At 64.2% G+C, this 26,820-nt stretch carries 4 protein-coding genes and 2 pseudogenes; all 6 read left to right on the top strand.

Annotation, left to right across the window (positions count from 1 at the left end; all coding sequences use genetic code 11):
- Positions 1-15: 15 nt before the first annotated feature.
- Positions 16-6,522, top strand: a pseudogene (locus tag M5G11_RS27755) (two-partner secretion domain-containing protein); the annotation flags it as partial.
- Positions 6,523-7,557: 1,035 nt separating this feature from the next.
- Positions 7,558-7,654, top strand: a pseudogene (locus M5G11_RS27750) (hypothetical protein); the annotation flags it as partial.
- A 446-nt stretch (positions 7,655-8,100) separates the two neighbouring features.
- Positions 8,101-11,427: a hemagglutinin repeat-containing protein gene (locus tag M5G11_RS27745; RefSeq protein ID WP_476453994.1), complete on the top strand. Its 3,327-nt coding sequence runs from the start codon at positions 8,101-8,103 to the stop codon at positions 11,425-11,427.
- A complete protein-coding gene (locus M5G11_RS15640) occupies positions 11,428-11,886 on the top strand; it encodes a hypothetical protein (RefSeq protein ID WP_273913247.1) in 459 nt (152 codons plus the stop codon). It begins immediately after the preceding gene.
- A 152-nt stretch (positions 11,887-12,038) separates the two neighbouring features.
- On the top strand, positions 12,039-26,282 hold the full coding sequence (locus M5G11_RS15635) for a two-partner secretion domain-containing protein (protein WP_273913248.1): 14,244 nt from the start codon (positions 12,039-12,041) through the stop codon (positions 26,280-26,282).
- Positions 26,282-26,590 carry a hypothetical protein gene (locus tag M5G11_RS15630; protein WP_273913249.1) on the top strand — a complete coding sequence of 103 codons (309 nt, stop codon included), beginning with the start codon at positions 26,282-26,284 and terminating at the stop codon, positions 26,588-26,590. The genes M5G11_RS15635 and M5G11_RS15630 overlap by 1 nt, the downstream gene beginning before the upstream one ends.
- The last annotated feature ends 230 nt before the right edge of the window (positions 26,591-26,820 follow it).

Below are 26,820 nucleotides of genomic sequence, written 5' to 3'. Positions count from 1 at the left end.
CCTGCCGAGACCAACATGGACGTTAAACAGTTCGCCTTCCTGAACCGCCAGCGCTCGGCCGCAATCCAGCCGCGCGAGTCTTTCTGCGGGCTGCCCAAGCGCGGGCTGGCACTGTTGTTGGCCAACGTCATGTTCTGGCAACCGATGTGGGCACAGGCGGCTGAAGGCATCGTGGTCAGTGCGCCGGGCACGGCGCTGAACCAGGCGGGCAACGGCGTACCCATCGTCAACATCGCCGCGCCCAATGGCAGCGGGCTGTCGCACAACCAATTTGTCGACTACAACGTCGGCAGCAACGGGGTCATCCTCAACAACGCCACCGACCGTACCCAGGAGACGCAGCTGGGCGGGATCATCCTTGGCAACCCGCACCTGCAAGGCACGGCTGCGACCACCATCCTCAACGAGGTCAACGGTGGCAACCCAAGCCAATTGCGCGGCTACACCGAAGTGGCGGGGCAGTCGGCCAAAGTCATCGTCGCCAACCCGTACGGCATCAGTTGCAACGGTTGCGGCTTCATCAACACCCCGCAAGTGACGCTGACCACCGGCAAGCCGGTGATCAATGCGCAGGGCGCAGTCGGGGGTTATCAGGTCGATGGCGGCAGCGTCAGCCTGGAAGGTGCCGGGCTCAACGCCGGCAACGTCGGCCGCTTCGACATCATTACCCGCTCGGCCAAGCTCAATGCGCAGTTGCATGCGCAGGAGCTGAACGTGATCACCGGGCGCAACGACGTCGACGCCCAGACCCTGGCGGCCACGCCGCGTGCAGGTGCTGCCAATGACGCGCCGGCACTGGCGATCGACTCCAGCGCCCTGGGCGGCATGTACGCCGGGGCGATCAAGCTGGTCGGTACTGAAGCGGGCGTCGGCGTGCGCCTGGCGGGTGACCTGATCGCCAGCGGTGGCGACATCCAGCTCGACGCCAACGGCCATGTCAGCCTGGCGCAGACCAGCGCGACCGGGGCGGTCAACGTCAAGGCCGCAAGCCTCGACGTGCAAGGCCCGCTGTATGGTGAAAGCAAGGTACAGGTGACCACAACTGGCAACCTGACCAACCAGAACAACATCGCCGCCCGCGACAGCATCACCCTGAATGCCGGCGGTACATTGAGCAACCGTGGGGTAATCGAAGCCGGTGTCGAGAAAGCGGGCACTCGCAATACCCAGGGCGACATTACCGTCACCGCACAGAACCTCGACAACACTGGCAAGACCATGGTCGCCAGCCGCGACCTGGCGATCACCACGCGTGAAACCCTGAACAACCAGGGTGGCACCCTGAGTGCCCAGCGCACCGGGCAGATCGACGCCGGTACCCTGGACAATCGCCAACAAGGGCGTGTCATCAGCGCAGGTACGCAAACGATCAACAGTGGCGAACTGCTCAATGACCAGGGTGGCCTGGTCAGCAGCGAACAGGCCCTGACGGTTGTTGCCAATACCCTGAGCAACCGTGGCGGCGAGCTGTCGACCCGCAGCGATGCCACCCTCCACCTGGGCCAGTTGGACAACAGCGACGCCGGCAAGGTACTGGCGACCCAGGCGCTGACCCTGCGCATCGCGAATCACCTGAACAACCAGGCTGGCCTGATCGATGCCAACACACTGAAGATCACCGCCGCCAGCCTGTTCAACCGCCAGGGCAGCCTGCACAGCATTGGCGACCTGACCCTGCAGCAGTCGGGCCTGCTGGACAACCAGGCGGGCAAGATTGTGGCCGGGCAGCAGGCGCGCCTTGAGCTCGGTCGGCTGGACAACCAGAACAAGGGGCACCTGGAGGCCAAGAGCGGGCTGCAGCTGACCACCGGCGAACTGCTCAACCAGCAGGGTGGCCGAGTCTTCAGTGAAACGGGCCTGACCCTGGACCTGAAGCGCGGGCAACTGAACAACCAGGCCGGGCTGATTGCCGCGAACGGGCCGCTGGTGTTCCAGCGTCTGGCCGATGTCGACAACCGTGGTGGCGAAATCTCCAGCGCCCAGTCGTTCATGGTGCAGGCCGACAACCTGGACAACAGCGCGGGCAAAGTGCTCAGCGAACAGGCGGTAACCCTGCGCATCGCGCAGGCGCTGAGCAATATCAAAGGGCGCATCGCCGCAGCCGGCATTGATCTGCACAGTGGCAGCCTGGACAACCAGGGTGGCACCCTGGCCAGCCGCGCCGGCCAGCAATTGCAGGTGCAAAACGCCCTGAACAACCGCTTGGGCGAGATCTCCGCAGCCGGCCAGCACCGTCTCGCAGCGGGCAGCCTGAACAACCAGCAGGGTCGTGTGCTTTCCGATACCGAGCTGTTTGTCGAGCTGGGTGCTGCCCTCGACAACCAGGCCGGGGTCCTTGGCGCCGCCAGCCTGCTCGACATCAAGGCGCATAGCCTGGACAACCGCGCCAAGGGCAGCCTGGCGTCCGACGACCAACTCAAGCTGAGCCTGGTCGATGCGCTGGACAACCGCAGCGGTTCCGTAGCGGCCCTGGGCATGTTGCACCTGGACGCGGGGAGGGCGGACAACCGCGCCGCCGGCCTGATCGGCAGTGGCCAGTCGAGCACCTTGCGGGTCGGCGAGCTGGACAACCGGGGCGGTGAGATCTCTGCTGAAAAGGGCATTGATGGCGCAGGCCAGGTACTCGACAACAGTGGCGGCAAGCTGTTGGCCGGCACCACCCTGGGCCTGGTGCTCGAACAACTGATCAACCACAACAAGGGCCTGGTGTCCGCCCAGCAGATCAGCCTCGACGGCGCACGCCTGGACAACAGCGGCGGTGTGGTTTCTGCTCGCGAACGCCTGGAAATCCGCTTGCATGACCGTGGCCTGCCTGCGCGCGACGGCCGGCTCGACAACCAGCAAGGCCATCTGGAAAGCGAAGGCGCCTTGTTGCTTGAAACGGCGCAAATCGACAACCGCAGCGGTGCTATCTCCAGCACGCAGCAGCTGACGCTGAAGGCGTCGGCCGAAATCGACAACCGTGAAGGCACCCTCGAAAGCGACGCTGGCCTGAGCCTGGCCAGCGGCCGCCTGGACAACCGCCAGGGCGTGATCAACAACGGCCTGGATGCCTCGCTGGACACGGGCCGCTTCGATAACCAGCAGGGCCGCCTGAGCAGTGCCGGGCGCCTGCAACTCAAGGCCGGCCAGGTCAACAACAGCGACAAGGGCCGCATTGCCAGTGGCCAGGCGCTGGATGTGCGGGTGACCGGGCTGGAGCAGCAGAACGGTGAGCTGTACAGCACCGGCGACCTCAGCCTCGACCTGCAACACGGCCACTTGAACAACCAGGGTGGCTTGATCCACAACAGCGGCATCCTGACCCTCAAGCAGCTCAAGGATGTCGCCAACCAGGGCGGTGAGATTTCCAGCGACCAGGCCTTCACCCTGGCGGCGCGCCAGCTCGACACCAGCGCCGGCAAAGTGCTGAGCAAACAGGCACTGACCCTGACCCTCGAACAGGCGCTGACCTCGCTCAAGGGGCAGATCCTCGCGGCATCGCTCACGGTCCGCGCAGCCAGCCTGGACAACAGCGCAGGTCTGATCAGCAGCCGTGGCGTGCTGGACATCGACCTCGGTGCCCAAGGTGGGCTGGTCAACCAGGCGGGCACCCTGTTCGCCAACGGCAACCTGCTGCTGCGCAGCAACACGCTGAACAACCACCAGGGCCACGTGGCGTCCCAGCAAGACCTGGACGTGCGCGGCGGGGTCATCGACAACCAGGCCGGCGAGCTGATCGCCGAGGGTGGGCTGACGGTTGCCGGCCAGCGCCTGGACAACCGCGCCAAAGGCCTGGTCAAGGCTGCCAAGGACGCCACGCTGACGGTCGATGACATCGACAACCGCGACGGCGAGATCACCAGCAAGGGCAGCATCGCGCTGACCGGCAACAGCCTGGACAACAGTGACCAGGGACGGGTGCGCGCCGATCGTGCACTGGACCTCGGCTTCAACCAGGTCCACAACCGCAACAAGGGTGAGCTGTCGGCCAAGCAAGCGCTTACCCTGACCGGTACCGGGCCCCAGAGCACACTGGACAACAGTGCCGGACGACTGTCCAGCGATGGGCCGGTGAAGCTCAACCTGAGCGGTGAGGTCCTCAATATCGGCGGGCGCATCGACAGTGAAAGCAGCCTCGTGGTCAGCGGCGCGCGCCTGGACAACAGCGGCGGTACCCTGTCGAGCGCCACGGACCTGACCCTGGACAGCCAGGGCCAGGTACTCAACCAGCGCGGCAAGCTCCTGGGCGACGGCAACCTCAAGCTGACCAGCGCCAGCCTGGACAACCGTGAAGACGGCGTGGTCACGGCCAAGGGGCAGGTCGTACTGAAGACCGGCGAGCTGGACAACAGCCAGCGTGGCCGGGTGATTGCCGGCACCACCCTCGATCTCACTGCGACCCAGCTGCGCAACAACGATGCCGGGCAGATTGCCGGCAAGACGCTGCTGGCCAGCGTCACCGGGCTTGAACAGCAGGGCGGCAAGCTGTTCGGTGCCGACAGCCTGACCCTGGACCTCAACAACGGCGACCTGGACAACCAGGGCGGTACGCTCAATTCGCCGGGGCTGCTGCTGATCAAGCAACTGCGCGACCTGTACAACCGTGGCGGCGAAATCTCCAGCAGCCAGCAGTTCAGCCTGCTCGGGCGCACCCTGAACAACAGTGGTGGCAGCCTGATCAGCCATCAGCAACTGAACCTCGATGCCAGCCAGTTGATCAACGCCAAGGGCCTGGTGTCTGGCTGGCAAGGCGTCCGCCTGGACGGCACCAGCGTCGACAACAGCGATGGCGGTACGGTGTCCAGTCGTGATGGCACGCTTGTCGTCGAACTCGATGGCGCGCTACGCAATGGCCAGGGCGGCGCGTTGGCCAGCCTGGGCGAACTGAAGGTGACGGCGGCTTCGCTGGACAACCGTGGCGGTGTACTCGCCAGTGGTGCCGGCCAGCACCTGGTGCTGACCAAGGGCGCGCTCGACAACAGCGCGGGCGGCCTGCTGGACAGCAAGGCCGGGATCTATTTGCAGGCCGCCGGCCTGAACAACAGCGACGCCCGCCTCATCGGCAAAGGCCCGATCACGCTGGTGCTGGATGCTGACCTGAACAACAGCCGGGGCAAGCTGCTCAGTGGCGCTGCGCTGAACGTGGATAAAGCCGGCCAGGTGATCAACCACGGCGGCCAGCTGGGTAGCCAGACCACCCTGACCCTGCACGCGCAGGGCGTTGACAACAGCCAGCGCGGCACCTTGGCTGCGGTGGGTGATCTGCTCATCAACAGCAAAGGCGAGGTGCGCAACAGCGAAGAAGGTCTGTTGCACAGCGAAAGCGGCGTGCTGAAGATCGACGCCGGCAGCCTGGACAACACCAAGGGCAAACTGCAAAGCCTGACCGACATCACCCTTGATACCCGTGGCGCCATCGTCAACCAGAATGGCCAGATCATTGCCCAGCGAGGCGACGTGGGTCTGACGGCAGGCAGCTTGAACAACCGCAACGGTGTGCTGGCGAGCCTGAAGGGTGCCCTGACTGCACAAATCAACGGCGGCCTGCTGAGCAACCAGGGCGGTGTTATCCAGGCTCGGCAATTGACGCTGACGGCGTTGGCGGGGCTGCACAACCAAGGTGGGCGCCTGGCTTCGCAGGCAGGCCAGACATCCATTCATACCGGTGAATTCATCAACCAGGGCGGCGGCGTCTATGCCAATGGCCTGATCAGCGTGACGGCCAACCGGGTCGACAACAGTTTCGGCGGGCAGATCGCCGGGCAGAACCTGAGCTTCGGCCTGGGCGGCGCGCTGTACAACCGTGGCGGGGTAATCGAAAGCGATACGGCCCTGAGCCTGGTCGCTGGCAGTTTCGACAACCAGGGCGGGCAGCTGCGCGCAATGGGTAAAACCGGTAAAACCGAGTTCCGGATTGGCGGCCTGCTCGACAACCTTGGCGGCGTGCTGGAAACCTCCAACACGGACCTGGCCCTGAATGCCGGGAACTTCCTCAATGGCGGTGGCCGCTTGCTGCACGGCGGTCAGGGCGACTTCGGTGTCAGCCTGGCCAATCTCTCCGGTGCTGGCGGCGAGCTGGCGACCCTGGGCGGCCTGACCATCTCGGCGGCCAACTGGAGCACCAACAGTGTGATCCAGGCGGGCCGGCTGACGGTCAATGTCGGTCAGTTGACTGTGGAGGGTGCGGGTCGCCTGCTGGCCTCGCAAAGCTTCGTCGGCACTGGCGGCAACTGGGTCAACAACGGCCTGATCGCCAGTGACGGAGCCTTCAGCCTCAACCTGGGCGGCAGCTATTCCGGCACGGGGCGGGCCACCAGCCTCGGCGACCTGAAGCTCGATGCCAACAGCATCGTGCTGGGCGCCAGCACCAGCATCGCCGGTGGCGGCACGACCACCATCGGTGGCCTGGGCACCCTGGCCAGCCTGACCAACTATGGCCGCCTGACCTCGGCGCAAGCCCTCGATGTGCGCGCTTCGCGCCTGGACAACTGGGGCACGCTGGCCAGCGGCACCACCCTGAAGATCAGCAGCGGCGCAGCGCAGAACAACGCCAATGCGTTCATCTTCAGCGGCACCGACATGACCTGGTCGGTCAGCAGCCTGACCAACCTGCTGGGCGAGATCTACAGCCTGGGCAACCTCAACGTTGAAGGTTTGTCGCCCGGCACCCGTGCCGCCGTGCTGAAGAACATGTCCGGCAAGATGGAGAGCGCCCGCGACTTCATCATCAAGGCCGAGCAGATCAGCAACGAGCGCAACAACTTCTCGGTGACCTCGGAGTTGTATTCGTCGGCTGTCGGCCAGCGCTGCTACAGCTGCACGAGCCTGCCATATGGCGTTTCCAGCTCGAAGAAAACCCCGTGGCACCTGGTCTGGGTCCAGCAGTACAAGACCACGGTATCGGGTGACCCGAGCTCCGTGGCGGCCAGCCTGAATGCCGGGGGCAACCTGGATGTTCAGGGCAGCAACTTCAAGAACGCCAACTCGACCGTCTCGGCCACGGGCAACATCGCCATCACCGTGGGCAATTTCGAGAACACCGGTGCTGCGCTGGGTGACTACATCAGTGCCAAATACCTCAGTGTGGATGCCAGGGGGTATGGCCAGCTCGACCAGTTGATCCAGTACAACCAATACAACGATGCGGCCTACAACAAGGACTGGTGGTTCATCAACCCGAACGGGGAGGTTTCCCGGGCGCCGACCATCACCTATCGCTGCTGCGCCACGCCGAGTGAGAGCTACGTGGCGTACGGGATGCTGGTGTTTGCATTCAAAGACGGGCACATGGGTGCCAGGGACATGGGCCCATCGCTGTACAGCACCGGGCAGCGCATGGAACTGCCGGCGTTCGTCGCCAATGCCGCGGTATTCGACGAGAAGGTCATCGCTACCGGCACGGCCACCAGCTACGTGCCCGCGGTGATCCAGGCGGGCGGCAATGTCAGCATCAATGCCACCCAGAAGCTCGGCAATGGTGTGGAAAAACCCTTTACCGCACCCAATGGCTTTGGCGGTCGCGGCACCAACACCGGGGCGACTTCCGCCCAGCCGATCCTGATCGACATCAACAAGCAACTGCCACCTGACCTCGCCCAACAGCAGGTCAACCCACTGGCGTTGCCGGGCTTCAGCCTGCCCACCGGGCAGAACGGCCTGTTCCGCCTGAGCACCAGCGAAGGTGCGGTCAGCGTGCCGTCCTCTTCGGGCTGGACCCTGGGCGGTTCGAGCATCAACCTGGCCGAGCGTGACCGGCCGTTGCCGATCACTCCGGGGCGCGACTCGCAACTGGGCAACCTGCCGCAGGTGGACGCCAGCGTTCGTGCGGTCGACCCGACCCAGCGCGAGCGCCTGGAGCTCGATACCCGCGCCACTTCGGTGGCGCTGGACAACACCGGCAATGGCAGCGGCCGCTTGCCGGAGCGCAATACCGATGCTGCCGGCCTGACCGCGCTGGACCCGCTGGCGCTGACCAAACCGGCGCCGTGGGACAAACCCAAGGTGGTACCGCCGACCAGCATCCGCCAGGTCCAGGGCTTGCCGGACAACAGCGGCCGCTCGCAGCCGCATAAATACCTGATCGAAACCAACCCGGTGCTCACCGACCTCAAGTCGTTCATGAGCTCGGATTACCTGCTCGGCAACCTGGGCTACGACCCGGACAAGAGCTGGAAGCGCCTGGGCGATGGTTTCTACGAGCAGCGGCTGATCCAGGACGCGGTGGTTGCACGTACCGGCCAGCGCTTCATCGACGGCCAGACCAGCAACGAGGCGTTGTACAAATACCTGATGGACAACGCCATCGCCAGCAAGCAGCGCCTGGACCTGAGCGTGGGCGTGACCCTGACGGCGCAGCAGGTCACCGCGTTGACCCACGACATCGTCTGGCTCGAAGAGCACGTGGTGAATGGCGAGAAGGTGCTGGTGCCGGTGCTGTACCTGGCCCAGGCGAACAACCGCCTGGCACCCAACGGCGCGCTGATCGCGGGCAACGACGTGACCCTGGTGGCCGGTGACAGCCTGAGCAACGTCGGCACGATCAAGGCCAACAACAACCTGTCGGCCAGCGCCGGCAAGAACCTGGTCAACGGTGGCCTGCTCGAGGCGGGCAATCGCCTCGACATGCTGGCAGGCGACAGCATCCTCAATGGTGCTGGCGGGATCATCAAGGGCCGTGATGTCAGCCTCAATGCGCTACTGGGCGATGTGGTCAACGAACGCACGGTGACCACCCACCAGGTCGGCGGCAACCGTCGCGACTACATCGACAGTGCCGGGCGCATCGAGGCCGGCAATGACCTGACCATCGGCGCCGGGCGCGACGTGATGAACCTGGGCGGGGTGATTCAGGCCGGTCGTGACCTGGACATCGATGCCGGGCGCGATCTGGTGCTCAGCTCGGCCGAGCAGGAGGTCAGCGAAGACTGGGGCCGTGGCCATCAGAAGGAATCGCTCACCCAGCATGTCGGCACCATCGATGCGGGCCGCGACATCACCCTGGTCGCCGAGCGTGACTTCGCCGCGATTGCCAGCGAGGTCGAGGCCAAGCGCAACATCGCGGTCAATGCCGGGAACGACCTGACGTTGACCTCGGCGGCCAACGAGGAGCATTTCTACTCCAAGACCAAGAAGGTGACCCGTCAGGAAGACCACGTTCGCCAAGTCTCGACCAGCTTCAAGGCGGGCGGCAACATCGACCTGTCGGCCGACAACGACCTGACCTTGATTGCCAGCCGCATCGAGGCCGGTGACGAGGCCTACCTGGTGGCGGGCGATGAACTGGCGCTGCTGGCGGCCGAAGACCGGGACTATTCGCTGTATGACAAGAAGTCCAACGGCAGTTGGGGGCGCAAGGTCACCAAGCGTGACGAGTCGACCACAGTCAACCATGTCGTCAGTGAAATCAGCACCGGCGGCCACCTGACCCTGGTCAGCAGCGGCGATCAGCGCTACCAGGCCGCCAAGCTCGACAGCGGTGGTGACCTGACCCTCGACAGCGGCGGCGACATCTACTTCCAGAGCGTCAAGGACCTCAAGCAGGAGAGCCACGAGAAGAGCGACAGCAGCCTTGCCTGGTTCAGCATGAAGGGCAAGGGCAGTACCGACGAGACCTTCCGCCAGACCCAGATGACGGTCAACGGTGAACTGGTGATCAAGGCGGCGGGGACCATCCATGCCGATGTCCGCCAGGTGAACCAGGAGTCGGTTGCCGAGTCGATCGACGCCATGGTCAAGGCCGACCCGAACCTGGGCTGGCTCAAGGAAGTCGAGGCCAAGGGCGGGGTCGACTGGCGCCAGGTGCAGGAGATCCACACCCGCTTCAAATACGAGAACTCCGGCCTGGGTGCCGGGGCGCAGATGGTCATGGCGATTCTCCTGGCGGCGGTGCTTGGCCCGGCCGGGTTGGGCCTGGCCGGTGCGCAACTGGCGGGGGCGGCAGCCCTGGCCAACACGGCGCTCAACAGTGCGATCAGCAACAAGGGCGACCTGGGCCAGGTGCTCAAGGACACCCTGAGCAAGGAAAGCCTGTCCAGCGCTGCCATCGCCGCGATCACCGCCGGCATTGCCGAGAACTACTTCGGTGATATCGCCAAGACCAAGATCGTCGACGGCAAGAGCGTGGTCGACCTGGGGTCGCTGGAAGGCATTGGTCGTTTCGGTGCCCAGCAGTTGGCGATTGGTGCTGCATCGGGGGCGGTGGGGCAGGCCTTTGGGCGTGACGCAGACATTCGCGCGATCCTCCAGTCGGCGGTGTTCAACACGCTGGCGGCCACCGCGTTCAGTACGGCGGGCGATGCCGGCCTGCGCACCGGCAGCCCGGAGAAGATTGCCCTGCATGCACTGGTCGGTGGTTTTGTCGCCCAGGCGGCGGGCGGCGACTTCGCCACCGGTGCGATTGCTGCGGGGGCCAACGAGATGCTGGCCAACCAGCTGCGCCGACTGGCCACGCAAATGGACCCGGTCAATCGCGATGCGTTGATGTTGATCGCCTCGCAACTGGTCGGTGTGGTCAGCGCTGCAGCGCGTGACGAGGGGGATGGCAAGCGCCTAGAAGACGGTTCGTGGATCGCCACCAACGCGACGCAGTACAACAACCTCAACCACAGCGACATGTCCGACTTTGTCGGTGACATGAACGATTGCGGCAGTGATGGTGCATGCCAGGAGAAATTCTGGGTCGCCCGCGGCCACAAGCAACTCAGCGACGAAAACTACGAGCGCGCGTTGAAGACCGGTGGTCCGGCATTCGCGCGTTGGCAGCAGCAGGATATCGAAGCGGGCTTGTCTGCACTGGAAGGGTTGAAGTGCACCACGACTGCCTGCCAGGGCTACAAGGACCAGTTGGTCGAACGTGCCGTGTCGAGCCTGCAAACGCTGGCCGAGGTTACCGGCAGTTGGGAGCCGTTCCTGCAACTGATTGGCGAGTTGCCGGGCCGCAAGCTGGTGACCGAGCGGGTGCTGGGTGTGGCGGAAGGGGTGATGAGCTCGCCGCGCGTACGGGCCGCCGTGGAGAAGGCGAACGAGATCAAGACGGTGCGCAAGGCTGAAACCGACGCCCTGAACGCCGCCAAGGATGCCGGTGCGCGGACTATTGTCGGTGGCAAGACCTGCGTCTACAGCTGTGTGGTCGATGGTGTGACCCGCTACGTGGGGATCACCGACGATATCGTCAAGCGTGGCCAGGCGCACATGCGCGAGAAAGGGATCGTCATCGAGCAGATCCCGGGCCTGAAAAACCTCTCGCGTTCTGATGCCCGTGCTGTCGAACAGACCCTGATCGAATACCATGGCCTCGCCGGCAAGATCGAGCAGACCGGCAAGCTCGACAGTACGCTGATCAACAAGATCAACTCGATATCGAAAACCAAGAACCCGACCAAGTACGAGCGGGGCTTGATCCGGGGCGCAGAACTCCTCAAACGTGCGGGATACAAAGGTTTCTAAATGGCGAAGAAAGTAAAGCTGGGTGACATCCTGCAGGTGCTGACGGCTGAAGGTGTCGCCTATGCGCAGGTCACCCACAAGCACCCGGAGTTCGGGTTCCTGATCCGGGTGTTCCCGGGGTTCCATGCATCCCCACCCGAGACGTTTGCCTCGGTGGTTGAGGCCGAGCCACAGTTTTCTGCATTCTTTGTGGTGCAGAGTGCGGTCAACCAGGGGTTGCTGGCGGTGGTGGGGAATGTCCCGGTCAGCCCGGCCCTGCAGGCGTTCCCAACCTTCCGCGCCCGGGCCGGTGGCCCGGGTGGCTCGCTCTGGTTGTGGGATGGTGAAGACGAAACACGCCTGGAGCGTGGGTTGAGCGAAGAGGAAATGCGCTACCCGGTGCGCGGCATCATCAGTGCGCCATTGCTGGTGGAACGTATCGAGAAGGGCTACCGGGCGCATACGCACGAAATCTGGTAATGCCTGGGCGGGGGAAATTTGACGTCAAGATGATGTCATAATAATATCACCCATTCGTATTTGGGCGGCCTGTGCTGCCCCCCTTCGCGTGGTTGATTGTCAGGCTCGCGTCTGACGCTGTTGCGTTTTGCCCCGCCTGCCAGAGAGTTGACATGGACGTTAAATACTTCGCCTTCCTGGCCCGCCAGCGCGCGGCCGCAATTCAGCCGCGCGAGTCCTTCTGCGGGCTGCCCAAGCGCGGGCTGGCACTGCTGCTGGCCAACGTCATGTTCTGGCAACCGATGTGGGCGCAGGCGGCTGAAGGCATTGTAGTCAGCGCGCCGGGCACGGCGCTGAACCAGGCGGGCAACGGCGTACCCATCGTCAACATCGCCGCGCCCAATGGCAGCGGGCTGTCGCACAACCAATTTGTCGACTACAACGTCGGCAGCAACGGGGTCATCCTCAACAACGCCACCGGCCGAACCCAGGACACGCAACTGGGCGGGATCATCCTTGGCAACCCGAACCTGCAAGGCACGGCTGCCACCACCATCCTCAACGAGGTCAACGGCGGCAACCCGAGCCAATTGCGTGGCTACACCGAAGTGGCGGGGCAGTCGGCCAAGGTCATCGTCGCTAACCCGTACGGCATCAGTTGCAACGGCTGCGGCTTCATCAATACCCCGCAAGTGACGCTGACCACCGGCAAGCCGGTGATCAATGCGCAGGGTGCAGTCGGGGGTTATCAGGTCGATGGCGGCAGCGTCAGCCTGGAAGGCGCCGGGCTCAACGCCGGCAACGTCGGCCGCTTCGACATCATTACCCGCTCGGCCAAGCTCAATGCGCAGTTGCATGCGCAGGAGCTGAACGTGATCACCGGGCGCAACGACGTCGACGCCCAGACCCTGGCGGCCACGCCGCGTGCGGGTGCTGCCAATGACGCGCCGGCACTGGCAATTGACTCCAGCGCCCTGGGCGGCATGTACGCCGGGGCGATCAAGCTGGTCGGCACTGAAGCGGGCGTCGGTGTACGCCTGGCGGGTGACCTGATCGCCAGCGGTGGCGACATCCAGCTCGACGCCAACGGCCATGTCAGCCTGGCGCAGACCAGCGCGACCGGGGCGGTCAACGTCAAGGCCGCAAGCCTCGACGCACAAGGCCCGCTGTACGCTGAAACCAGCGTGCAGGTGAGCACCGCCGGCAACCTGACCAACCAGAACAACATCGCCGCCCGCGACAGCATCACCCTGAATGCCGGCGGTACGCTGAGCAACCGTGGGGTAATCGAGGCCGGTGTCGAGAAAGCGGGCTCCCGCAATACCCAGGGCGACATTACCGTCACCGCACAGAACCTCGACAACACAGGTAAGACCATGGTCGCCAGTCGCGACCTGACAATCACCACGCGTGAAACCCTGAACAACCAGGGTGGCACCCTGAGTGCCCAACGCCACAGCCAGCTTGCCGCGAGCACCCTGGACAACCAGAACGGCGGCCGGGTGTTAAGCATGGGCGAGCAACGCCTTGCTGCCAGCCAGGTCCTCAACCAGGGCGGCTTGATCAGCAGCGAGCGCACCTTGAGCATTGATGTTGCGCGCCTGGACAACCGTGCCGGTGAAGTCTCCAGCCGAGACCTTGCGACGCTGCGGGCTGACAACCTGGACAACAGCGCCGCCGGCAAGCTGCTCAGCAGTCGCCAGCTGGCGCTGCACATTGCGCAAGCCCTGAACAACAGCGCTGGCTTGATTGATGCGAGCGCGTTGCAGATCGACGTTCGCAGCTTGATCAACCGCGAGGGCAAACTGCTCGCCCGGGACACGCTGCAACTGGACATGAACCATGGGCACCTGGACAACCGCAGCGGTTTGCTCAACGCGGCGGGCCAGTTGCAACTGGACAACCTGGCCAGCGTAGACAACCAGGCCGGCACACTTTCCAGCCTGAATAGTTTCGAGGTCAATGCCCAGAGCCTGGACAACCGCGACGGCAAGCTGCTCAGTGAGCAGTCGCTGACGCTGCGTATTCGCAATGCCCTGGACAACACGCGGGGGCTGGTCGCGGCCAATGGCCTGACGTTGCAGGCTGCAGCGCTCACCAACCAGCGGGGTGCCATCACCGCGCGCGAAGGTCTGGGCATGCAGGTGGACACGGCCCTCGACAACCGCAGCGGTACGCTGACCGGTAAACGGGTTGAGGTGCACAGCGCCAGCCTGGACAACCGCGAAGGCACGCTTCGCGGCGATAACGACCTGGCGCTGAACAGCGTCGGTGTGCTCGACAACCGCGCCGGCAAGGTGCTTGCCGGCCAGTCCGCGCGCGTCAGCAGTGCCAGCCTGGAGAACGCCGGTGGTGAAGTGCGCAGCACCGACCATCTCAAGCTGACTACGGCGGGCCTGAACAATGCCGGCGGCCAGGTTGCCGCGGGCAATCGCCTGGACCTGCAGGCCGGCCAGGTGAGCAACACCGATGGCGGGCAGATCAGCGCCGGGACGACCCTGGTTGCAAGCCTCAATGGCCTGCAACAGGCGCGTGGGGGCCGCGTATTCAGTGGTGCCGAGCTTGAGCTGGACCTGAACTTCGGCCACCTGGACAACCAGCAGGGCTTGATCACCGCGCCAGGGCAGTTGCTGCTCAAGCAGCTTGCCAGCGTCGACAACCGGGGCGGTGAGCTGTCCAGCGCCAAGGCTTTCGAACTGCTCGCCACACGTTTGGATAACCGTAACGGCAAGGTACTGGGTGAACAGGCATTGACCGTGCGCATTGCCCAGGCACTGGATAACGCCATGGGCGTGCTGTCCGCGACAACCCTGGACCTGCGCGCCGCGACCCTGGACAACCAGCAAGGCCGGGTCCAGGCCACGCACGGCCTGACGTTGGTCAGCGACGGTGCACTGGACAACCGGGGAGGCAAACTGCTCGCCGGCCAGGCATTCGACCTGCGCAGCGCCAGCCTGGACAACAGCCAGGGCCAACTGGTCGGCGATGCGGCGCTAACTGCGCGCATTGCCGGGCAGTTGCTCAACCGCAGCGGCCTGCTGGGCGCCGGCGGGCTGTTGCAGCTGACGGCTGGCAGCGTGGACAACCAGGCCAAAGGCCGGATCACCGGCAAGTCTTCGGTGGAGCTGAAGGCTGCGCATCTGGATAACGCATCTGGTCATGTCGGCAGCGCCGGCCGTCTTGCCCTGAACGTGACAGGCGAGGTGCTCAACCAGGCCGGCGAGCTGAATGGCGACGGCGGGCTGGTGCTGGTCAGTGCCAGCCTGGACAACCATGGCAAGGGCCTGGTGCAGAGCAAGGCGGGGGTCTCGCTGAGCACCGGCAGCCTGAACAACGCTCAAGGAGGGCGTTTGCTCAGCGGCGCAGACTTGCTGCTCGATGCTGGCGCGGTGGACAACCGCGAAGGCGGCACCATCGCCAGCACCCAGGCACTGACGGCCAAGGTGCAAAGCCTGGACCAGCGCGACGGTGGGCACCTGCGCAGCGATGCCGGCCTGAGCCTCGACCTGCAACACGGGCGCCTGGACAACCAGGGCGGCCTGATCACCAGCCCGGGCCCTTTGCGCCTGAGCAACCTGGCCGAGGTCGACAACCGCAACGGCGAGATTTCCAGTGCCCAGGCATTCGACTTGCTGGCCGTCAGCCTGGACAACAGCGCTGGCAAGCTGCTGAGCGAGCAGGCCCTGACCTTGAAGGTCGAGCGCAGCCTGCTCAACCTCAAGGGCGTGATCAGCGCCTCGGGTGTCCAGGCGCATGCCGAGCACCTGGACAATACCGGCGGCACCCTGGGCAGCCGGGGCGAGCTGGTGCTGGCCTTGCGCGGGGCGTTGGACAACCGCAACGGTGAAGTGTCCGCCGCCGGCAAGTCCACGCTCAGCGCCCGGCAGCTCGACAACCGCGAGGGCGTGCTCTCGGCGGACGCTACATTGGCCGTCGAGGTGGCCACCACACTGGACAACCGCCACGGCCTGATCGGTGCGGGCCAGCAGTTGACCCTGGATGCCGCAAATCTGGATAACAGTGAACAGGGCAGCGTGGTCAGCGATGGCCGGTTGAAACTGAAGGTCGAGGGGTTGCTGAACAACCAGCAGGGAGAAATTCAGGGGCTGGATCACACGGAATTGACCCTGGGCCAACTGGACAACCACAAGGGCCTGGTGGCAACGCGCGAGCTGCTGACCCTGCATGCAGGGCAAGCGGACAACCACGAAGGCGTGGTGCGTGCCGGGGCGTTGACGCTGCACGCCGACCGACTGAACAACGACAAGGGCCTGCTCAGTGCCGACACCGCGCTGAACCTCAACGCGCTGGAGGCGAGCAACGATGCCGGGCGCATCGCCAGCCGAGGTGATCTGCAGGCCACCGTCGGGGTCATGCGCCAGCACGGCGGCAAGCTGGTGGCCGATGGCGCGCTGGAGCTGGTCGGCAAACAATTCGACAACCGCAAGGCCGGGCTGGTGGGCAGCGGCAAGGCGCTGACGCTCAAGGTCGATGCGCTCGACAACCGCGGCGGCGAGCTGTCCAGCCTGGCGGCCGTCGAGGCCAGTGGTGCGCTGCTCGACAACAGCGACGGCGGCAAGTTGCTCGCGGGCACGGCGTTGCAGGTCCGCGTCGAACAGCTGATCAACCGCAGCAAGGGCTTGGTCTTCGGCCAGAGTGCCCACCTTGGCGGTGCACGGTTGGACAACGATGGCGGTACCGTCGGCGCCACGCTGGCGCTGACCGTGGACCTGGTCAGCCGCAGCCTGCCGTTGCTCGACGGCCTGCTCGACAACCGTGCGGGCAGGCTCGACAGCGCAGGCACGCTAAGCGTCACCAGCGTCAGCCTGAACAACGATGGCGGCAAGGTTTCCAGTGCCGGTGCAATGCACCTTGCCAGCAGCGCCGCGCTGAGCAACCGCGCCGGCCTGGTCGAAACCGACGACGGCCTGACCCTGGTCAGTGCCAGCCTCGACAACCGCGACGCAGGCGTGATCAACAGCACGCGGGATGCGCGGGTAGAGACGGGCGCATTCAACAACAGCCAGGACGCTCGCCTCAGCAGCCACGAGCAACTCACACTGATTGCCGGGCAGGTCACCAACCAGGCCAAGGGCAATATTTCCGCCAAGGTGCTGGACGCCAACCTCAAGGGTCTGGATCAGCAAGGTGGTGAACTGTTCAGCCTGGGTGCCCTGACCCTGGACCTCAATGGCGGCCAACTGAACAACCAGGGCGGCCTGATTCGCGCACCGGGTGCGTTGCTGCTGAAGAACCTCGACGCTGTGGCCAACCAGAAGGGCGAGATTTCCAGTACGCACTCCTTCGACCTGGTTGCGCGCAGCCTCGACAACTCTGCCGGCAAGCTGCTGAGTGCGCAGCAGTTGACGGTGCGCGTCGCCGAGCAACTCAACAATCTCAAGGGCTTGATCAGTGCCCGCTCGCTGAACCTCAATGCGGGCAGCCTGAACAACCGCGATGGCCTGATCAGCAGCGTGGAAAATGCCGAGCTGCGCATCAAGGGCGAGCTGGCCAACCTGGGCGGTACGGTACTGGCCGACGGCAGCCTGCTGTTGCGCGCCGACAGTGTGCTCAACGCGGCCGGCAAGCTTTCCGCCACGCGCGATATCGATGCTGACCTCACCACGCTGGACAACCAGAACGGCACGCTGGTGGCCCAGGGTGAGCTGCTGCTCAAGGCTGCCACCACGGACAACCGCCAGGCAGGCCTGATCAAGGCTACAAAAGCGCTGAAACTGGAGGCCGATGACCTCGACAACCGTGGCGGTGAAGTAGCGGGTAGCGCCGAGGTGCGCCTGGTGGGCACGCGCCTGAACAACAGCGATGGCGGTCATGTGCTGGCGGACGGCAACTTGACCCTGAACGTGCAGCAGGTGCTCAACCAGAATAAAGGCGTGATCCAGGGCAAGGGCGATGTCACCTTGAACCGCCATGGGCTGGCGAGCAGCCTGAACAACAGCGGCGGGACACTGCACAGCGACAGCGCTGTGCGGGTCGACCTCAACGGTGAGGTGATCAACCAGGCCGGGCGTATTACCAGCGAAGGTGCGTTGACCGTCAACGCGGCAAGCCTGGACAACAGCAGTGGCGTGATGTCGAGCGCTACCGACCTGACACTCACCAGCACCGGCCGGCTCCGCAACCAGGGCGGCAAGCTGGTCTCCGACGGTGCTGCGCAGATCACCAGCGACCACTTCGACAACAGCCAGGGTGGCACCCTCAGCGCCAAAGGCGCGCTGGTCATCGACACCGGCTTGCTGGAAAACCAGGGCAAGGGCCGCCTCTTCAGCGGCAGTGGCCTGACCTTGACCAGTGCCGCGCTGAACAACAGCACGGGCGGTCGCATTGCCAGCAACCAGGTGCTCAAGGCTTCGGTCTCCGGCCTCGAGCAGCAGGGTGGCGAGCTGTACAGCGATGCCGGTATCGAGTTGGACCTGAACAATGGGCAACTGAACAACCAGGGCGGCTTGATCACTACTCCTGGACAGTTGTTGCTGAAGAACCTCAACGGCGTTGCCAACCAGGGCGGTGAGATTTCCAGCGCCAAGGCGTACGCGCTCGCCGCGCAGCAGTTGAACAACGACAACGGCAAATTGCTCGGCAATCAGGGCCTGACCCTGACGGTCAACCAGGCGCTGAGCAACCTCAAGGGCAAGATCGGCGCAGCGGCGTTGACGGTCAGTTCCGGCAGCCTGAACAACGGGCAGGGCGGTGCGCTGACCAGTCAAGGTGACCTCGGCCTGACGGTCAACGGCCTGCTGGACAACCGCGCTGCGGGCTTGATCAACGCTCAGAAAGCGTTGACGGTCAGTGCTGGCAGCCTGAACAACCAGGACGGCGAACTGCTCGCCAAGGCGCACCTGGAGGTGACTGCCGGTACGCTCGACAACAGCGACAACGGCCTGATCAACAGCGCGACCAGCCTGACCCTGAGCGCCGATGAGCTGCTCAATGGTGGCGGGGGCGAGGTCTCGACCAAGGGTGTGCTGACCCTCAATGCCGGCAGCCTGAGCCAGCAGGGTGGTCGCGTGCTTGGCGATGCCGCGTTGAGCGTGAAGCTCGCGGCGGGCGGCGGCGACCTCAATAACCAGGGCGGCCTGCTCTATACCAAGGGCGTACTGACCCTCGACAACCTGCGCGACCTGAACAACCGCAACGGTGAAATCTCCAGTGCCCGACAGTTCAGCCTGTCCGGGCGTACCCTGGACAACAGTGCAGGCAAGCTGATCAGCAATGAAGGGTTGACGCTCAATGCGGCGACGTTGATCAACCAGGCTGGCCTGATCTCTGGCTGGAACGGCCTGACGGTTACCGGTGGCCGACTGGACAACAGCGACAAAGGCACGCTCTCCAGCCGCCTGGGCAATGTGGATATTGGCCTGAGCGGTGCGCTCGATAACAGCGCCGGGGGTGCGCTGGCCAGCCAGGGCCGACTGGACGTCAGTGCGGGTGCATTGAACAACCGCGCGGGCATCATTGTCAGCGCCGCTGGCCAGTCGCTGAAAACCATCACCGGCACCCTCGACAATGGCCAGGACGGGCAGATCGATAGCGGTGCCGAACTCGACCTGTGGGCCGCCACGCTGGACAACTCGGCGGGCAACATTGTCGCCAAAGGCCCGCTGACGCTAGAGCGCATGGCCCAGCTGAACAACCGCCAGGGCACGCTGGTCAGTGCCAGTGGCCTTAAAGTGTTGGGCGCTGCGGCCATCGACAACCAGGGCGGTACGCTCATCAGCCAAGCAGCGCTTGAACTGAACGGCGCGAGCCTGGACAACCGCAACAAGGGCACTGTGGCGGCCGCCGATGGGGTGACGCTCACCACCAGCGGCGCCGTGCTCAACGATGCCGACGGCTTGATCTACAGCCGCAATGCCGGGGTCAACCTGGTGGCCCAGCGCCTGAGCAACCAGGCGGGTGGCCTGCAAGCCCAGGGCGGCCTTGACCTGGAGACCCGCGAAGAACTCGACAACCGAGGCGGGCGGATCATCGCCCAGGCCGGCGACGTGCTGATCAAGGCGGGCAGTATCGACAACCGCGGCGGTGTGCTGGCAAGCCTCGGCGGTGCGCTGGAGGCACGCGCGGGCGGCTTGTTGCGCAATGACCAGAATGGCGTGATTCAGGCGCAGCAGCTCAAGTTGATCGCCTTGGGCGGGCTGAACAACGCGGCTGGGCGCCTGGCTGCCCAGTCGGGTGCCATCACTGTCGAGACCGCCAACCTCATCAACCAGGGCGGCGGCTTGTACGCCAAAGGCCTGGTCAAGGTGACCGCGGCGGATCTGGACAACAGCACGGGCGGGCAGATCGCCGGCCAGCACCTGGACTTCGGCTTGCGCGGTGCGCTGACCAACCGGGGCGGGGTGATTGAAAGCGACAGCAGCTTGAACGTGCTGGCGACCAGCTTCGGCAACCAGGGCGGGCAACTGCGTGCCCTGGGCCGCACCGGCAAGACCGCGTTGACCCTCGGCGGCGTGCTCGACAACCGCGGTGGCACCCTGGAAAGCGCCAACAGCGACTTCAACCTGCAGGCGAGTGGCTTCTTCAATACCGGCGGCAAGCTGCTGCACGGTGGGGCGGGCGAGTTCGCGATCAGCATGGCCAACGTTACCGGCGCCGGTGGCCAGATCGTCACCCTTGGCGGGCTGACCCTGAACGCGGCCAACTGGACCAACAGCAGCGTGATCCAGGCCGGGCGCCTGACGGTCAATGTCGGCCAGTTCACCCAGACGGCGAGTGGCCAGTTGTTGGCCAGCGACCAGTTCAAGGGCAGTGGCACGCACTGGACCAACCACGGGCTGATCGCCAGTAACGGCAGCCTGGATATCGTGCTCGACGGTCACTACAACGGCAACGGCAGCATTACCTCGCTGGGTGACCAGGAGTTGCGCGCCGCGCAGCTCGACCTGGCCCAGTCTTCACGCATCGCCAGTGCCGGCAAGGCCCAGTTCACCGTGGGTGGGCAACTGAACAACAGTGGACGCCTCACCGCCATCGGCGACATGACCGTGCAGGCCCGGAGCCTGACCAACCGCGCAACCCTGGGCAGCGGCGGCAACCTGCTGGTGACCGCACAAAGCCTGGTCAACGAAGGCACGCCGGGTAGCAACAGCCTGATCACCAGCGGTGGCAACGCCGAGTTCAGGGTCGACAGCCTGACCAACCGTTTCGCCACCGTCTACAGCCTGGGCAGCCTGCTGGTGGCCCGCGACTCGGCCCAGGCCCGGGCAGGGCGCCTGGACAATATCTCGGCGACCCTGCAGAGCGAAGGCACGATGCGCCTGCTGGCCCAGGAAATCGTCAACCGGCGTGACGCGGTCACGTTCAGCGAAACCCAGCAGTCCAGCGCGATTACCTACCGTTGCACCGATTGCAACGCGCCGGGCTGGAGCTTCGACTTCTATGTCGAGCAGTACCTGCAACGCACGATGGAAACCGACTCGGCCGGCGCCGCGATCAGCGCCGGGCAGTCGCTGGTGGTCGACGCGGGTGCGTTCAGCAACCAGCACAGCACGGTTTCGGCGGCCGGCAACCTGACCATCAACGCCACCGACTTCCTCAACGAGGGGGCAGCCAATGCCTCGGTGGTGCGCACGACGGTCTACAGCTCGCCGCTCGGCAAGATGAGCTGGGGCGAAGCGCAAGGGGCGCTTGGCTCGCTGATTGGCTATGCCAAGCAGAACTCCGAATACAACTACCTCTACATCCCGCCGTTGGATCGTGTTGACCAGGGCAACACCAACCTGATCGTGCCGATGGCGCAGGCCAAGCAGAAACAGAGCACGCTCAACCCTGGCTTCAGGCCTGGCGTCAGCACCCCCTTGCCGACCCAGATCACCAAGTACACCAACCTGGGCACCTCCGACGTCATCACCAACACCGGTGTTGCCGCCGGTGCAGTCGTGCAGGCCGGGGGTACGGTGTCGATCAACGCCACGCGCAGCTTGGGCAACGGCCTGACGCAGTCCAACAGCGGCTATGGCGCAGGCGCGCGCAGCCAGGTCGATACGTCGACCGGCAAACCCGCCGTGACCACCGTGGCCACGATCAATACCCAGTTGCCACCGGACCTGGCACAGCGCCAGGTCAACCCGCTGAGCCTGCCGGGCTTTACCCTGCCCACCGGCCAAAATGGCCTGTTCCGCTTGAGCGGGCAGGGCGCCAGCAACGCGCAGGTTCACAGTAAAGACAGCGCCGCACCGTCCTGGACGCTGGGCTCGGCCACCATCAGCCTGGCCCAGCGTGAGCAGGGCACAGCCAACGTGATCGGGCGCAACGTCGAGCAGGACCGGGCGGCCGCGACCGCTGGCGCCAGCCGCACGCTGGACGACCTGGCCCGTCAGGGGATGGGGCTCGACACCCAGGGCCGCGCACTCGACGTCGCCGATACTGCCGGCGCCGCCCACGACCCACGCCCCGGCCACAACCCCGACCTGCCCGGGATCACCCGCCTGGACCCACTGAGCCTGACGGCCACCGGCAACCCGAGTTTGCCGGGGCAGGGCACGGCGCCGCAGGCCGCACAGGTCGACGCGAGCACGCCAGCATTGGGCGCGCGTGATACCTCCGCGTCGATTGCGACGGCCACCTCCGCGCAACCCCCGGTGAGTTCACCTGGCACCTTGAGCATCGAGCGGGTGCAGGGCCTGCCGGACAACAGCGGGCGTTCGCAAGCGCATAAATACCTGATTGAAACCAACCCGGTACTCACCGACCTCAAGTCGTTCATGAGCTCGGACTACCTGCTTGGCAACCTGGGCTACAACCCGGACCAGAGCTGGAAGCGCCTGGGCGATGGCTACTTTGAGCAACGTCTGGTGCAGCAGGCCATCACGGCCCGCACTGGCCAGCGTTTCCTTGAAGGCCAGACCACCGACGAGGCCATGTTCAAGCACCTGATGGACAACGCGCTCGTCAGCAAGCAGGCCTTGGACCTGAGCGTCGGGGTGACCCTGACCGCGCAACAAGTGGCGGCGTTGACCCACGACATCGTCTGGCTCGAAACGCACCAGGTAAATGGCGAGGACGTACTGGTGCCGGTGCTGTACCTGGCCCAGGCCAATGATCGACTGGCGCCGACCGGCGCCTTGATCGCCGGCAAGAACGTGAACCTGATCGCCGGGGAGAACCTGGTCAGTGCCGGCACGTTGCGGGCCACCGAGAATCTCTCGGCCAGTGCCGGGCAGAACCTGGTCAACAGCGGGCTGATCGAGGCAGGCGGCCGTCTCAGCCTGATGGCGGGTGACAACCTGGTCAACCGTGCTGGCGGCATCATCAGCGGGCGGGATGTCAGCCTGTTGGCGATCAGCGGTGACGTGCTCAACGAGCGCACCATTACCGAACACCGAATCGCCCGCAAGGGCATGTCTGACGAGCGTTCCTTCGTCGACAGCGCGGCACGCGTCGAGGCGGCAAACGATATGGCGATCGTTGCCGGGCGCGATCTGCTAAGCAGCGGTGGTGTGCTGGATGCCGGTCGGGACATCAATGCCAAGGCCGGTCGGGACTTGCTGCTGGTGTCTGCGCAGGAGCGTTTTGCGCTCGATTTCAACTCGATTTACACCGAAAGCCGGCAAACCCAGCACGCCTCGGTGCTCAGTGCCGGGCGCGATATCAGCCTGAGTGCCGGCAACGACTTTGCCAGTGTCGCCAGCCAGATCGAGGCGAGCCGCAATATCAGCATCGATGCACTCAACGACCTGAGCCTGGCGTCGGCCGCCAACGAGGACCTGTTCGCCTTCAAGACCAAGAACTACACGCGCCAGCGTGACCAGGTGCGTCATGTCGGTAGCGAACTTGATGCCGGCGGTGACGTGACCCTGAAGGCTGGCCATGACCTGTCGATGGTTGCCAGCCAGATCAGGGCGGGCGACGAAGCCTATCTGGTGGCCGGCAACCAGCTTGAGCTGTTGGCGGCACAAGACAGTGACTATTCGCTGTACTCCTACAAGAAGTTCAGCAATGGTGGCGAGAAGACCCGCCGCGACGAGGTAACCCAGGTTACCCAGGTCGGCAGCCAGATAAGCAGCGGCGGGGACCTGACCCTCAAGAGCGGTGGCGACCAGCGCTATCAAGTTGCCAAGCTGGACAGTGGCAATGACCTGACCCTGGAGAGTGGCGGCCAGATCGTCTTTGAGGGGGTCAAGGACCTGCACCAGCAGAGCCATGAGAAAAGCTCGGGCAATGACGCCTGGAACAGTGCCAAGGGTAAGGGCAATACCGATGAAACCTTGCGTCAAAGCGTGCTGCTGGCCCAGGGGCAAACCACGATCAAGGCGGTTGAGGGCCTGAAGATCGATGTGCGCCAGATTGACCAGGCCAACATCAACCAGACCATTGACGCGATGGTCAAGGCGGACCCGCAACTTGCCTGGTTGAAAGCGGCAGAGCAACGTGGGGATGTGGACTGGCGTGCAGTGAAGGAGCTTCAGGACTCCTACAAGTACAGCCATTCCGGCCTGGGTCAGGGTGCCGTGCTGGCGATCATGATCATTGTCACTGCACTGACTGCCGGTGCTGCCAGCACCTTGGTAGCCGGTACTGCCCAGGCAGGGACCGTGATGGGGGCGGCGGGCACTGTCACCACCACAACCGCTGCCGGGGTGACCACCACTACCGCAGTAGCGGCGGGCTGGGGCAACGTCATGGCCTCCAGCGTACTGACCTCCATGGCCAGTGGCGCCGCTGTCAGCACGGTCAACAACAAAGGCGACCTGGGGGCGGTATTCAAGGACATTACCTCGACACAGAGCCTCCAGGGCTATGCCACGGGTGCGATTACCGCAGGCATTACTTCCGGTTACCTGAACGATGCCTTCGGTATTGCCCCGAAGGATCTTGCCAAGCCCACCTTCGGTCTCGACCTGAGCAACCTCAAGGACTTCGGCAAGTTTGTGGCCTACACCGGTGCCCAGGCGGGCGTGGGGGCGGTGGCACAAACCGTGGTGCAAGGCACAAGCCTAAAAGACAACCTTAGCCTTGCGGGGCTTGAGCTCACCCGTAATGCATTGACTGCTTATATCTACAAGCAGGTCGGCGATCAGGTCAGCCTGGAAGGGCTGCCGACCAAGGTGGGCGTGCACGCGATTGTCGGTGGTTTGCTTGCAGAGGCAGCCGGTGGCGACTTCCGCTCTGGACTGCTGGCGGCTGGCGTCAACGAAGCATTTGTCGCGACCTTGGGCGATGAGGTGTTCAAGGGGCCGATGCATGACCAACTGCTGGGTATGACTTCGCAGTTGCTTGGCATGACGGTGGCTGCCGCAGCGGGCGCCAATGAGCAGGACCAGGCCATTGCCGGGTGGGTGACCAAGCAGGCGACGACGTACAACTGGTTGCTGCACGAGGAGATTGTGGCTGCGGACAAGGCCCGTGCGGGGTGCGCGGCCAAAGGCGGAGACGTTCAGACATGCCAGAACAACATCACGCGCATGATGGCGGAGCTGGATAACGCCCGCGATCGCGACATGATGGATTACAACCGCAAGGCACTGGCTCAGGCCAGGCTGGAGGGCTGGAGCCGTGAGGAATATGCAGCCAAGGTCGATCAGTACTGGGACGGTATCGACAAGACCCAGCTGACCGCAGGTTATGGGCCGGCAGGGAAGCTGGATTATGTTGCTGGCGAGATGTGGGATGAGTTGCAGAAGATTGCCGCGAAGTCGCCACAGGATGCCAAGGCCTGGGCGCAGAACGTCTGGGATGCGGCAACATCGCCGGTGCAGACTGCAGGTGCAATTGCAGGTGGGGTAAAAGACACCGCGATTGGCGTAAAAGACTGGATCGAAAGCCCGATACCGGGCCAGGCGCTGGAAAAGGTCTTCGACGACCTCTCTACCGCTTCGCCTCGCGAGCTGACGCACCTGGCCTTCGATTCTGCTACGGGTGCTGCCACTGCGATGATCGGTGGCAAGGCTGTCCAGTGGGTGGCAGGCAAGTGGGTTGCGCGTACTGAAGTCGCGGCAGTGGAGCTGCCCAAGGGCCGGCCCTTCACCGGTACCAACCCGACGATTGCAGGCGACCCCTACCATCCAGACCTGGTCAATCAACGTGCTGCCGACTCCTATCACTACTACGATGGTAGCGACCCCGTGCGAGGGAGCATGAGCAATGTTCAGGCGCGTGAGTGGTACCTCTTCGAAGATGCGCAGATACTTAAGCGCATTGATCAGAACGCGCCTTTGGAATCCCAGGCCCAGCAGGCGTTTGCGTTGCGCAATGAAAACCGTACGAAAGCTCGGGAGTTGATGGCCGACAGGGTGACGGCGGACCGCCTGACTCGTGAAGAGCCCAACATGACCTGGCAACAGATGATCGACCTGCGTACGGGGCAGGGCTTCAAGGGGGAGGACATCTACCGGAAGATCCTCGAGAGTTCCCAGCGCACGCGAACGGAAGTAAACAAACTATTAGGAGTGCAGTAATGAGTGCTTTACCTGCCGTTACGCGTGTGTGTAACGAACACGGTGTGCTCGAGTATCACGTTCTTGCCGTTGCCGACTGGGACGGATTCGAGTCGCTTGCCAAGTACCTTGAAAAATACTGGTCGGCGGTGGTGGTCGAGCGTGACGACAATGTCTATTCGCGGCGCTGGGTACTACGTAGTGACGATGTGTCGGTGAGCCTCTATCACGACAGTCAGAAGGGCAACTTCTTCCTGCGCGAGGATGGCGGGCTGAAGCAAGATTTGCTCGAGAGAATTGAGGCGGATCTGATCGGAAGGCTTGGCTGAGTACCTTGAGCAAACGCTTCCAGTTCTGCGGTTTACCTGTTGGTCTGGACGCCATCAGTAACAAAATATAAATGATGGCATATTGACGTCAAAATGATGTCTAAATAGTATCGCGCGCCATATTTCCAAGGTTTTCCAGGGATGGATGGCGGGTGAGCAGTCGTTGAGCGCAAGGTTAGCCCTGGTGCACGCTGTTCGAACGTCCTGTGGGGTTTTGCCTGCATTCCTGT

The sequence above is a fragment of the Pseudomonas fontis genome, from assembly GCF_028656955.1.
GTDB classification, from domain to species: domain Bacteria; phylum Pseudomonadota; class Gammaproteobacteria; order Pseudomonadales; family Pseudomonadaceae; genus Aquipseudomonas; species Aquipseudomonas fontis.
This window is presented reverse-complemented; position numbering and strand designations above follow the sequence as displayed.

Coding starts and splice junctions, on each gene's coding strand:
- M5G11_RS15630 (WP_273913249.1), top strand. CDS start 26,282: ATGAGTGCTTTACCTGCCGTTACGCGTGTGTGTAACGAACACGGTGTG.
- M5G11_RS15635 (WP_273913248.1), top strand. CDS start 12,039: ATGGACGTTAAATACTTCGCCTTCCTGGCCCGCCAGCGCGCGGCCGCA.
- M5G11_RS27745 (WP_476453994.1), top strand. CDS start 8,101: ATGAGCTCGGATTACCTGCTCGGCAACCTGGGCTACGACCCGGACAAG.
- M5G11_RS15640 (WP_273913247.1), top strand. CDS start 11,428: ATGGCGAAGAAAGTAAAGCTGGGTGACATCCTGCAGGTGCTGACGGCT.